This is a genomic window from Mesorhizobium sophorae, assembly GCF_002270415.1.
In the GTDB taxonomy this organism is placed as follows: domain Bacteria; phylum Pseudomonadota; class Alphaproteobacteria; order Rhizobiales; family Rhizobiaceae; genus Mesorhizobium; species Mesorhizobium sophorae.
In genome coordinates, this window is the sequence record NZ_NNRI01000011.1 from 114,613 (window position 1) to 126,304 (window position 11,692).

10 protein-coding genes are annotated in these 11,692 nt (G+C 59.4%); 2 read left to right on the forward strand and 8 right to left on the reverse strand.

Annotated elements, in window-relative coordinates:
- Position 1 precedes the first annotated feature (1 nt).
- The 7 genes from CGZ66_RS17195 to CGZ66_RS17230 all read right to left on the reverse strand — a co-directional run bounded on the left by CGZ66_RS17195 (position 2) and on the right by CGZ66_RS17230 (position 8,661).
- Complete coding sequence (locus CGZ66_RS17195; RefSeq protein WP_095085637.1) at positions 2–1,078, reverse strand: ATP-binding protein; 1,077 nt, start codon at positions 1,076–1,078, stop codon at positions 2–4.
- On the reverse strand, positions 1,075–3,318 hold the full coding sequence (locus tag CGZ66_RS17200) for a Mu transposase C-terminal domain-containing protein (RefSeq protein WP_245331133.1): 2,244 nt from the start codon (positions 3,316–3,318) through the stop codon (positions 1,075–1,077). The genes CGZ66_RS17195 and CGZ66_RS17200 overlap by 4 nt, the downstream gene beginning before the upstream one ends.
- Before the next feature lie 66 nt (positions 3,319–3,384).
- Positions 3,385–4,035, reverse strand: coding sequence for a PDDEXK family nuclease (locus CGZ66_RS17205; RefSeq protein ID WP_095085642.1), 651 nt, complete (start codon positions 4,033–4,035; stop codon positions 3,385–3,387).
- Between the two features lie 675 nt (positions 4,036–4,710).
- The gene (locus CGZ66_RS17215; RefSeq protein ID WP_095085647.1) at positions 4,711–5,886 is read right to left on the reverse strand and encodes a hypothetical protein; all 1,176 of its coding nucleotides are present in this window, start codon (positions 5,884–5,886) and stop codon (positions 4,711–4,713) included.
- 555 nt (positions 5,887–6,441) lie between these two features.
- Complete coding sequence (gene rnk, locus CGZ66_RS17220; RefSeq protein ID WP_095085650.1) at positions 6,442–6,906, reverse strand: nucleoside diphosphate kinase regulator; 465 nt, start codon at positions 6,904–6,906, stop codon at positions 6,442–6,444.
- A gap of 296 nt (positions 6,907–7,202) precedes the next feature.
- A complete protein-coding gene (locus CGZ66_RS17225; RefSeq protein ID WP_095085653.1) occupies positions 7,203–7,508 on the reverse strand; it encodes a hypothetical protein in 306 nt (101 codons plus the stop codon).
- 577 nt (positions 7,509–8,085) lie between these two features.
- On the reverse strand, positions 8,086–8,661 hold the full coding sequence (locus tag CGZ66_RS17230) for an urease accessory protein UreH domain-containing protein (RefSeq protein ID WP_167392143.1): 576 nt from the start codon (positions 8,659–8,661) through the stop codon (positions 8,086–8,088).
- A 468-nt stretch (positions 8,662–9,129) separates the two neighbouring features.
- Here CGZ66_RS17230 and CGZ66_RS17240 point away from each other — a divergent pair, with 468 nt between their 5' ends.
- Complete coding sequence (locus CGZ66_RS17240) at positions 9,130–10,209, forward strand: IS5 family transposase (RefSeq protein WP_095085660.1); 1,080 nt, start codon at positions 9,130–9,132, stop codon at positions 10,207–10,209.
- Positions 10,210–10,837: 628 nt separating this feature from the next.
- Entirely contained in the window at positions 10,838–11,380 is a 543-nt protein-coding gene (locus tag CGZ66_RS17250; protein ID WP_245331132.1) for a HEPN domain-containing protein, read from the forward strand.
- Here the strand turns inward: CGZ66_RS17250 and CGZ66_RS39175 are convergent.
- On the reverse strand, positions 11,323–11,692 hold a 370-nt coding region (locus CGZ66_RS39175), incomplete at its 5' end, for a hypothetical protein (protein ID WP_206073723.1). The two genes, CGZ66_RS17250 and CGZ66_RS39175, sit on opposite strands and share 58 nt — an antisense overlap.

Genomic DNA, 11,692 nt, shown 5'->3' on the forward strand with positions numbered 1-11,692 from the left:
ATCAGTACTCCTCGATCATGAACAGGCCGGGCTCCAAGCGCATCCAGTCATCAACGAGGAAGGGGTTCATTTCGTCATGCCCTCGGGCCTGCGAATGTTCGATATAGGCGAGGGCGAAATGGGCGCGCGTCAGAGCTGCAGCATTTTTCGAGGCCGCCTGCTCGATCGCGGCGAGGATCACCTGAGCGATACGCCCGTACCGATACCTAGCGGCATGCGCGATACGGTCCGGGAGGTCGCTTTCCAGGGTTCTGCTGGAGTCCAGCCCGGCCGCTTCGCACATGGCGGTCACGACATTCAGGATGAGGATGCGCTCCTCCGGAAGAACGACATCCGGAAGGTGAAGGTGCCGTGCGCGCCGCTCGATCTGCTCGTCAAGCTTGGCGAGGGAGGTGATGCTCGGCATTCCTGACATGACGAAGCTGACAGGCCAGGGCTTGTAGTTCATGACACCCTTGAGTGCCTTTCTGACAGAGTCCCGCTCCCTGTCGGATTCGGTGAGTTTCAGCAGGTGCTGCGTCTCGTCGATGTGAATGAGGAGAACCTTTCGCAGGTGCAACTGCTCGGGAAGGATGTCCCACACTTCGCCCTGTTCGTACTTGCGGGTGATCTTGTACCCAGCCTTTTGCAGGATATTCAGACCCAGGAACTTAAGGGTCGAAGGCCCCATCAGCGTGAGCGAGATCACGGGCTCGATGATGCCATAAGACTTCTGGATCGGAGCTAGCGTGGGGTTTTCCTCAAGCATCCGATCAACCAAAGTGGTCTTTCCCGCCCCGCTTTCGCCGGTTACGAACAAGATGCGGCCGTCATCACGCCGAAGGTTTTTCTTCGCCAGCATCATCGTCACAAAGCGGGATAGGACGCCTTTGGCGACGTCGTCCCGGCCGCAGCGCACATACACACTTTTCGCGAGTTCCAGCACTTCCTTGACGCGCTTCTCCTTCTCGCTGAGGCGGTCTGAAATCGTGTCGAGGAAGTCGTCGTCGGACATGGCATCGTTCCAGTCCGTCGGGAGCGTATCGTCGGCACGCTCGTGATCTGCGCGGAGTCCCTGATCGGCAAGTTGACGGGTCACTCGTCTTCTCCGTCGTAGAGGTTCATGCTTCCGCCGAATGGCGTCGGCTTCGGAGCGGATTCTTCTTCTTGCGGCGCGGGCGAAACGTGAGGCTTCTGGTTCGTGTCGACACGGCGTCGCGTCGAGAGCGCGACAACTTTGCCAAGGCCGTCGCCATCAGATTCCTCGGCCGCATGTTCAACAGACCCAAGTCCTGCCCTGCCGGAGAACGCGATCCGAGCCTCGATCAGATCCAGCGTCTTTTCGGTAATTTCGTGGGTCGCAATGGCGGCCCTCTTGCGGACGTTTTCGGCCAGATCAAGGAAGTGCCGATGGGCATCGATGCGGATCGTTCGCCCTGCTGCCTGCTCGGCTTTAACGAACTCGCGCACCGCCTGCTTGGCCAGGAGCGTTTCAGCGAGCGTCTTCCCTGTGCCTGTGCCGTCCACGCTGGGAACCGTGAGGAAGTGCTGGTCTTCGGGGACTCCTTTGATCCGACCCCTGAACTGCTTGGGAATCCGGACGAATACGCCGCCCAGGTCCTCAGGTTCGATGATGACGTCGACCTTTTTCTGGCCCAGGAGAGCATAGAGACGAGCGAGTTCCAGCGAGTTGTATGAAATCCCCAGAAACTCGACGCCGTGCTTGCTGATGCTGCGGTCCTTGCGCCGCAGCCCGAAGGCAACCGCCAGCTGTTGCGCAGCCGGGGCAGGTGGCAGGCCAGCTTTTTCAAGCTCCATCCATTTGCCATACGGCGTCCGGCCCTCAAGGCCACGGTGGGGGCGGAGATGGTAATAGTCGACGATGAACACGATCAGGGTCTTGTAGAATTCTCCGACCGTCAGCGCCGCGAGCTGTTCCGCCGGATAGTCTCCCCGTTCGACAACGTTAGCGAACGCTCGTCCGGCGAAGTAGCGGCAAAGGCGCTTCATGTAGCGGAAAAAGGCTTCGACCGTGCCGCGCATGCGAGGGTCTTGCTCGGGGATCACACGACTGATGTTGGCGCGCATCGCTGCGTCATCGAATTCTCTGCCGTACGCCGGTCCTCCGTCAGTCGCCACGTAGGTGGGGCGGCCATGCATATGCCAAGAGGCTTGCGCTCCCGCCGCAGCCGCTAATTCGGTCTTGTCGACCATTACCGACCTGAGCGCGGGCTTCGTCGTGGCAGTCGAGGGGCTGTTGATGGAAAGGTTGAAGCCGACGATGCATCGAGAAGCGCAGTCGATGCCCGCCGTGAACGTCATCCGGACACGCGGCACGAGCTTCTGTTGCTCGGGCTTCAGGGCCTTCCAGATAGATGAGCGCATGATGAGGGTGTGGAGATCGACTTCCCAGTCGTCCATTTCGACCCGGCCCAACGCCGTGGTGATCGAGAGTCCCTTGCCGACCGGAGTGTACTTGCGAAGAGCGTAGTCGCTGTCCTCACGGCCGGCGTCGACCATAAAGGGGTCGAGCGCATGAATTCTGCGGCGAACCGCGTTATCGCTGGCGTATACATGCTGGTGCTGTTGGAGTTCTTTGTTGATTTCGTGGAGGGCGAGTTCAACGTTCTCGCAGATGTCCGCCATCTTGGGCTTCAGAATGCTAGCGTACTTTTGGACTTCAATTGCAATCACCTCCGCGGCGCGCGGATGGAGCTGGTTCCGGTTTCCGCTGTTCGAATAGCGAGGACGGAAGCTGTCCATGCGGCAGTGCCCTGCGATGAACTTTGCAAGCCATTTCTTTAGTGCGGGAGAACTTGGGTAATCGAATGCCTTCCGCACCTCACCAGGGAGCCTTCTCCCGGGCCGCCTCCGCTCTCCGAACGTGTCGAGGTACCAGCGATCCATGCGGTCCGCGTTCTCCTCAATGAAACGGGCACAGTCGTCAAGCGTGCGGCGAGGGCGCCAACGCCCTTCGGCGTTCGCCGCGGCGTCCAAGAAACGAACGCACCACTCCTTCTTCCAGGCGACGGTCCTTAGATCCTCTTCCGAAAGGTCGGTGAGGTCCGAGTCGTCGAACCGCGCCCGCAGGATTCCGAGGGCTTTCGAATAGTAGCCTTCGTCGATGCGCATACGCTTCGAGCGGATCAGGCCGTTGATCTCCTTGTCCGTCTTCACGACGAAGAAGTCCTCGGCGATCAGGTCGCCGGTCACAGGCTGCAGCACGTGCGAGTCCTTGACTTTGCGTTCGACCCTAAAGGACTGACCGTCGATGACGAGCCTGTCGTGGCGGCCAAATAGGTGACATCTCTCGTGACTTCTCGCCAAAGCCGGATTCATCAGTTTCACGCCCCCCTCCATTTCCTTGTTTTCCTTTGCCTTTATAGGCTTGCCGTGAGGATTGGATTAACGACGGCCTTCGCGTGCGGCGCGGTTGACGAGGAGCGCGTTGTCGGCCAGCCGGACGTTCGCCGGAACCTTCAGGAGTCCTTTCTGGACCAAGGCCACGGCGGCGCGTCGCCCGCGTTCACCCAAGCCTGTTTCGCGGACGACGTCGGCGAGCAGGACCCGCGCGGGAAGCCCTTGCAGCGCGGCGGTCACGAGCGCCTGGCCTTCGAAGTCGAAGTCGGACGCATACGCCAGGATTTCCCTGGCGTTCTCGATCTGCGTCAGCGTCAGGTCTTTCTCGGTCAGGATCCGGAACTCGTCGGCGAACCGATCGCCCTGTTGTTCAGAGATAAGCCTGAGCGTTTCTCGGAGGTCGTCATCCACGTCCTGCTCGTACTTGACGGCGTAGGCGATCCTGCCGGATGCCTGTCGCTGGACGAAGTCGAAATAATGTTTTCGCTTCTTGCCATGTTGGATGTACTCCGCTTTCTGCTGTTCGCGGATCTCCAGAGTTTCGGCGAGGGTGAGGAGGACTACAAGGGCGGACTCTTCTAGATCGCTTTCGAACCAAATGCTCCTGCGACGGAACGGATCGACCACGGCGCCTACCTTGGAGCCGCGCTTCCTTGGTCGCGGCACCCGGTTGGCTACGCTATCCTCGACGTCCACCGCAGGGGCGTCCCGGCCCCAGTCACGTGGAGCGGCATCGGTATAGACCAGCCCCCGGACGAGCCGCGGATCTCGGCCACCTGATGGTTGGCGAGCGCGTCAGAACGGAAGCTGAACCCGTGGACGGACGTCGTCAAGGCTTCGGCGAGCAGGAGGTTATGGCAACGCATGTTCATTATCCCTGGATGGCGACGACGGGACGTCCCGCCAGGATTGGCGGAACGCATCGACAGCGAACCGAGAAGGCGTGACGGTTTCGCACGCCGGAAGAAGACGCGAGCGGCGCGAGCCCCACGCGGGTTCAGTCCGGCGAGACAATGGCTCGCCACGTCTTTCATCGATCAGGGGAGGGCCGAAAAGCCGGGACGAAAACCCGGCGGAACATACCGGGGCTTCAGCCCTGAGCTTCGCGGACTTCCCGCACTGCTATCGATATGCACTTCGTGAACATCAGTCTGTCCTCACATGCGGCTGCCATTTGACCTTGGTGCCGGGATCGGCGTTTTGACGTCGAAGGATTGAGATCTGGTTAGGAAAATCCTTCAGATTTGATAGGATCCGAACTTCTTCGATCGCGACATCGAAATCTTTCGGCTAAAGGCGCTAGGGGCGACTCTAAGGGCGGTGATGCTCGAGGTTGACTACGGTAACCGGACGACCCGGCTGCCGACTTTCCTATCCATTGAAATCAGGCTTGAACACGACCCCTTTTAGCGCTCCGTCTGATGTGCCGTCGGAGGTAAGGAGGATAGCAGTCGGCTTGGCATGTTTCGGCTTATCACGCGGCGAAAAAAGGGCGCGGGCATCACCTGTTGTAGCCCTCTCTCGCATCAATACAACTCGGCTGGCGAGATCGATCTGACCGAGAAATTCAGCGATCGTGATAGAGAGGTCTGCAAGACCCACCTCCGAACAGCTGTCAACCCACCTGGCGATGTCGTCCGCGATAACCAGCCGGAGTCCATCGGCATCTTTCAAAACAACGGAATCCCGCTTTTTTCCTTTCATCTCACGGACCAGATCGGCGACCGGCCGCGCAAGGTCATCGATCACCTGTACAGAGTGGGCGACGCTGAGTAGCGGTTTGCCTGCTGCAGTTCGCCCCTTTTTCGGTTCAGCATGCCAGACGGCCATAAAGGTCGAATGGTACCTGACCCAGTCTCCGGTCGCATTGCACCGTCGATCGATGAGAGCCAGCATTTCCCGATAGGCATCGACGAGGCCAGTCCGATGAAATATCGGTTCGTGGTGAGAAATGCGGTTCCTGAGGCTCTTGATCTCCAGGGCGAAGCGCCAGATATTTTGGCGGAAAATCCCCTTTTCCACGTTAGGAAACACCTTTCGCAGTGTCATCTGCCAGCTGTTTTCATGCTCTGACCCAAGCATGGATATCCAGAATTCGAACGGCAACTTGGCGATGACATCATCGGTCGTGATCAAGCCAAAGCTCGGGACGTATACGTGCGGAGGGGTCTTCACTCGCACATGGAAATCGGGTTTGGACATCTTGTCCTGGAGGAGGCGTTCTTTGGCCCTGTTAAGAGATTGGATATATTCCCCGTTGATTGCAGCCAGACTTGCCAGGAACGGTGAAGCGAAAGCCCATTCGACTGGAACTCCTTGCAGTTTTATATGGTTATCGACTGCATTTCTCAGAGTGACCTCGACGACGTGAACGGGAAACTGCAGCGCCTTGGCAAGCCTCGCATTCCAAAGATAGGTATCCATCGCGAGAGGGAAGTCGAAATTGGAATGCTTAAGGTATTTGCCAAGCCGTTGCTCTGTCAGCGAGCTCTTGATTTGATCGGTCACCTCGGCCGAGTAGGGATATGGGACTTGACTCTCGGCCATAAAGGCTCCATTTTGCTGCTACTAGCAGGCCCCTGTCGCCCATGTCCGTCTACAGACGGTTACGCGCTTGTGGTGAGCATCAGAGCCCCAGGCCAGGCAGTTTCGCCCGCCTGGGGTTTCGCTTTTTATGCCTATAGCAGTCGAAATACTCCGACTAGGGGATCAAGCAAGAATTGCTTGACCCCCCTCAGGCGAGACGAGCTATTTGGCAATCAAATGATCGTTTCAGCGCAAGGACTACGGCGGTTCGGTGCCATGCTATTCGCCCAGCTTAAGCAGCGAACATCATTTCCGGCACCTTCGATCCGAACTCCACGCTCGAGCAAGCTGAGAGCCGACAGCGCCCGACTCAACTTATGGGTCCACAGCACGACTTATGGGTCAAATCACACAAAGACCACCAGGTCTTAAACCATTCCTGACCCACTCTGGACCCGATGAATTTCAGGGGCGATGTGAATGTCTGGCCACCGCGGCCGAGGACGCGCGCTCTGATCGCCATGAGGGCGCACGCCCGCTTCACGTTCTGGCACTCCTTAAGGGGCGGCGGTCGGACTAGGCGTCCGTCACAACCGTCGAAGACGCTGGTGCGCGCCGATCGGCTGCATCACCTTCCGGAGCGGGCTGGCTCACGGCAAGCACCGACAGTTCGTGCCGGCGCCCATCGCGTGCGGCCCACGTGATCGACTGTTCTGCCGAGAGGCCGATCAGAGCGGTGCCGATCGGCGTGAGGATCGAAACCTTGCCCTCGGAGATGTCCGCATCGCCTGGGAAAACCAGCGTGACAGTTTTCGCATCGCCGGTGTCGGGCTTGAACGTCACCGTAGAGCCCATCTGGACGACGCCGGCGGAGACCGAACCATCGGCAACGATGCGTGCCCGCTCGAGCTCGGCCAACAGTTCATCGGAAGCCTCCGGATTCCTTGCCGCCACGGTGCTTGCGAGCGCCGATAGACGTGCATGGTCCGACTGCGAGATTCGGATGTTCGGCTTACGCCGGGTTTTCGTGTTGTCCTGCATTTGACTCTCGTGTTTCTAGTTGGGCAAGCCGACATCAAGAGGACGGGAACCGCCAATTCGGGAAAAATGCTGCTAAAACACAGCTGGCCCAGATACCGTGCAGCGTGCGGGTCATTCCATGTCGATCTTATGTGTTGCCCTCGGCAGGGGCACGTGGCAGCCGCGCTGCGGGTTACGATCCCGCGATGGGGCAAACCCGGAAAAGAAAATCGCGCCGGATTTTGAAAGTAGCGTTCATACGACCATAGTTGGTGAAGCAATCCGGGAAGTCAAGACAACGGTCTCTTAGACGTGCGTCATACTGCCGATCTCCTCCTTGCCGTTTCAGAGTTTTTGCCCCGCATTGTCTGATGTGTCCTCCAGCCTGCCAGATCTATGGTGACGATGTCGTCGGCGGAGAATGTGTCGTTGCCGAGAGCAACCCTCTCCACAACCTTTCCATGGTCGAGTTTCTGCCAGTAACCGGCGCGCGGTCTCGCAATGTCGTGATGGTCGCAAGCCCGCGCGATATGCTGGTCGCGGACGCCATGATCCCTGGCGATCTCCGTCATCGGCTTGGACCAAACCAATTCATAGAGCTCGGCGCGGCTCAATTTCAGCATTCGATCGCTCCGGTAGTCTACAACCAGCCGGACGACGCCATCATGTCGGCCGGCCCGGGTTTCTCAGCTTCTCTGGTGTTCAAATGCCCTTCAGCAAATTGCCCTCAGCCCGCACGATGAAGGCGACCAGCAGCAACCAGTAGCCATAAGCACCGAAAGCGCCAAGCTGGATACCGATTACCGGCAGCAGCGACATGACCGCCAGAACGATGGCGACGATTACACGATCTTGTGGGTGCGCTCAATCGCATGAGGTCTCTCTCCGTTTCCCGCCCGAAGAGCAACATCCCACCATAGTCGACTAAGCTATTCGAGGAATCAGAACGCTGGATCAAACTGCTCAAAATTATTTCGGGATAATTTCTGCCCTGTTAAGGGACCGTCTGCATCGAGAGGGCGACAGCCACGTTCTGGATTTTCCTGGTAGTCCGAGAGGAGGGACCTCGCCGGGTGGATTCGGCCGCAACGGAAAGCAATCATCTAGAATACTGAATCGAGCACGCCGCATGGAGGGCTTCTCCTAGCTGATGTCTGCAAGCGGCCTGCTGCGTGGGCTGAGCAAAGCCGCACTCGCGGTTCATCCGGGAACGATCGCGTTCCAGGCGACAATGACCAGGACAAGTCCGGCCAGAATTTGAATCGCCCTTGTGATCGCATCCACGAGGCCTGGCCGCGTTTCCAGAAGCCTGACAAGCTGCTGGCGGAAGAACACGGCCGCTAGCGCCACGACGGACAGCGTGAAGGCTACCCCAAGCATCATCGTCACCGCGAAGGCAACGCCTGCCTGCGGGACGCCGCGCGTGATCGCGAACGTCATGACGAACAGCGTCAGCGGGCATGGGATCAGGCCCGCCATAACACCGACCATCGAGCCTTCGCGGTTGCCGTGGTGTTGATGGTGCTCCCCTCGAAAGGCCTGCCACAGCATCCCGAGGCCGATCACGCCGAGCAGGCCCCGGCCGATGTCGCCTGCATCGGCAACGAGGTTGCTATTGCGGGCGGCTTTCAGAAATCCTCGGGCAATCAGAACCCTTCCTGAAACGAAAGCGGCGTCTTTTTTCTTTGTTGACCCGATCCTAACCATGCACAGCCCCTTGAAGCGTAGCCATGGGAATGGACGCTCTATTTCAAGGCAACCGAACTGACCCTGCATGACACGTTGACCGTCGGGTCCGATCTCCCGAATGCGTCCCAAGACGATAGAAACAATGTGACAGTGAAGCGGGGCATATCCGCGAAACTACACCCTTTCGGCGCGACGTGGCCTCCCTCTTACTCTATGTTCGGAACAGACCGGACAATTAATGAGATAAGTCTTTCGATAATGCCATCCGTGGTTGACGGCGAGCAGGAGCAATGCTTGGCTTGGGGCCTCGTAAGCTACACGGCTGAGATTGATTTCCGCAGCGAAACCACTCCCGACTGTCTTGGCTTCTACCTGATCGTGAGCCCTGACAGGTTTGCTCGGTTTGTGGAGATGGTCGCCACCTCTGCCGTGGAGGAAGTGTTACTCTTTGTGGGCCGGGTGCCCGGCTTCTATTCCGATTGGAGGTCTCGAAAAACCTCCCCATTTTGACCGGTTTGTGATTCACTGCCGTTGCGATTTGGAAGGAGGGATTGGATGCGGGGACAGGCCGGGTTCTGGGATATCGATGAGCGCTATGCTCGGCTAAGCGAAGCCGGCGATCCCCTGGAGAAGTTGAACGCCGTTGTGCCGTGGGAGGTTTTCCGCAAGCCTTTGGCCAAGGTGCTGAAGCGCTCGGACGGCGCCAGGGGCGGTCGTCCTGCCTACGACCCGGTGATGATGTTCAAGATCATGGTGCTGCAGGCGCTCTACGGGCTGTCCGACGACCAGGCCGAGTTCCAGATCCAGGACCGGCTGTCCTTCATGCGCTTCCTCGGACTGGGGCTCGGCGACAGAGTGCCAGACGCCAAGACGATTTGGCTGTTTCGCGAGCATCTGACGCAGGCCTGCGCGGTGGAGAACCTGTTTGCCCGCTTCGACAAGCACCTCGCCAAGGCCGGCTATCTGGCGATGGGCGGGCAGATCGTCGACGCCACCATCGTGGCGGCGCCGAAGCAGCGCAACACCGACGCCGAGAAGGCCGACATCAAGGCGGGCAAGGTGCCGGACGCATGGAAGGAGAAGCCGGCCAAGCTGCGCCAGAAGGATCGCGATGCCCGCTGGACGGTGAAGTTCTCCAAGGCCAAGGTCGCCGAGGAGGGAAAGGCGCAGCAGCGCGACATCGCCATTCCCGCTTTCGGCTACAAGAACCATGCCGCCATCGACCGCCGGCACGGCTTCATCCGCGGCTGGAACGTCACGAGCGCATCCGCCTATGACGGCGCGCAGCTTCGCAACGTGCTCAACCGCGCCAATACCGGGTCTACGGTCTGGGCCGACACCGCCTATCGCTCGAAGAAGAACGAGGAGTGGCTCGACCGGAACGGATATGTCTCCGAAATCCACCACAAGAAGCCGAAGGGCCGGCCTATGAGCGAAGCGACGTCGCGGGCCAACGGCCGGCGCTCAAAGACCCGAGCCTTCGTCGAGCACGTCTTCGCCCGTCAGAAGGCGCAGATGAAACTCTTCATCCGCACGATCGGCATCGCCCGCGCCAGGACCAAGATCGGCATGACGAACCTCGCCTACAATCTGATGCGCTACGTCTGGCACCAGGGGCGAACTGCGCCTGCATGACGCCAAAAGCGGCGGAAAACGCCGCCGCGACGCCAAACTTGGCACCCAGCATCAACCTCAACGACCAAAACCGAAGCCACTTCCCGCCATCAGCCCGGGCCGAACCGCTTTGCCGCCCCACAGGTCTCGGAAATGCCGTAGTTCGAGGTGCCCGATTGGTCGCCATCGACCTCAACAAATCGGATTAAGATATTGGCCGACAAAAGCGCCCAGAAGATCGAGATTCCAGCCGATTGCGAGATCGATCCTCCGCGACTCGGCCCGGCGCAATACGCGCAGCTCCACATTCGCTGTGCGGCCGAACTTTCGAAGGCTGCACCGAAAGCACCGGAGGGGGCGGCGGACGAAATACACGACAAGGAGAGCGCTGAGGAGCAGGCCAACCGTGGCCACGCCGCGGCTGCGGAAGACACGGAGGAGTGGAGTGATAGCGATGCAAGTACGGAAGACTTGGCTGACCCGATTGTTCAGGCTCAACCCGACCACCGACCACCGGCCGCCGGCCGCCGACCCTCAAACGGTCGGCCTCCTGTCCTCCATACGGATTGCAGTGTGGGTCATTGCCGGCCTCTTGCTGTTGATACTGATCAACTTGCGGCTATAGCTCTTAGGGAAATGGCACCGCTAGATGACGACCGAAGAACGCAAATATCCCGGTGATCTGGCATCCGCGCAGCAGGTCCATGAGCTGGCGGAAGAATACCGCAAGGCGGCAAACCACCTCCTTCAGCTCGGCCGACCCGGCAAGCCGCTTAGCCGGGCGCCGTTCAGATTGGCGGCGATCCATGCGATCGAACTCTATTTGACCGCGCTCTTGCTCCACCGTGGGCATAACCCCAATCAGATCCGCAAGATGCAGCATGACCTGTCGGAGCGCACGGATCGCGCCATCGAGGCAGGCCTGCGCCTTCGCGCGAAAACAGCCAGGCATCTCCAGTCCCTCAGCCAGAACCGGGAATATCTCGTCACCCGCTACGGCCCCGAACTTGCCGCGACCGCCTCGCAGATAAACCGCCTCACCGCCACCCTTGAACAGGTGGCGGCAAAGGTCACTGTGTTGATGGCGCTGCCGTCAGGATCGCAGCGGGCAGGCCTACCTGCCGCCGGCGAGGTTCAAGGCCGGGACTCGGCGGCCTCCTCGTCTGCTGCGACAGCTAATCCAATGACATGATGCACCAGGAACACGTCGACGAGGTATGCAGCTTCGTCCCGTGAAATCGGCAACATGTCTCCGGTGATTTCATTATCGACATAAGACTCGGCATCCCAAAGGCTGCGAGTCAGTTCCTCGTTGGCCGGCTCGATCCGCTCAATAACCCTTTCGAACGCGGCGTTGGCGGCTTCGATAAGCACAGTACGGTCGGCCCCGGCGACTGGCAGGGACGCTATAACGACATGGGAATCCATGACGAATGTTTCCTTCTTGGAATGGCGGTCTCTTACCTCAGCATTTTCGGTAGCCATGCCGATGCTGGTTCTTGAA

What these genes read in the sequence shown, in the direction of transcription:
- CGZ66_RS17215 (WP_095085647.1), bottom strand. Translation starts at nt 5,886, where the DNA reads ATGGCCGAGAGTCAAGTCCCATATCCCTACTCGGCCGAGGTGACCGAT.
- CGZ66_RS17250 (WP_245331132.1), top strand. Translation starts at nt 10,838, where the DNA reads ATGACGACCGAAGAACGCAAATATCCCGGTGATCTGGCATCCGCGCAG.
- CGZ66_RS17200 (WP_245331133.1), bottom strand. Translation starts at nt 3,318, where the DNA reads ATGAATCCGGCTTTGGCGAGAAGTCACGAGAGATGTCACCTATTTGGC.
- rnk (WP_095085650.1), bottom strand. Translation starts at nt 6,906, where the DNA reads ATGCAGGACAACACGAAAACCCGGCGTAAGCCGAACATCCGAATCTCG.
- CGZ66_RS17230 (WP_167392143.1), bottom strand. Translation starts at nt 8,661, where the DNA reads ATGCAGGGTCAGTTCGGTTGCCTTGAAATAGAGCGTCCATTCCCATGG.
- CGZ66_RS17240 (WP_095085660.1), top strand. Translation starts at nt 9,130, where the DNA reads ATGCGGGGACAGGCCGGGTTCTGGGATATCGATGAGCGCTATGCTCGG.
- CGZ66_RS17225 (WP_095085653.1), bottom strand. Translation starts at nt 7,508, where the DNA reads ATGCTGAAATTGAGCCGCGCCGAGCTCTATGAATTGGTTTGGTCCAAG.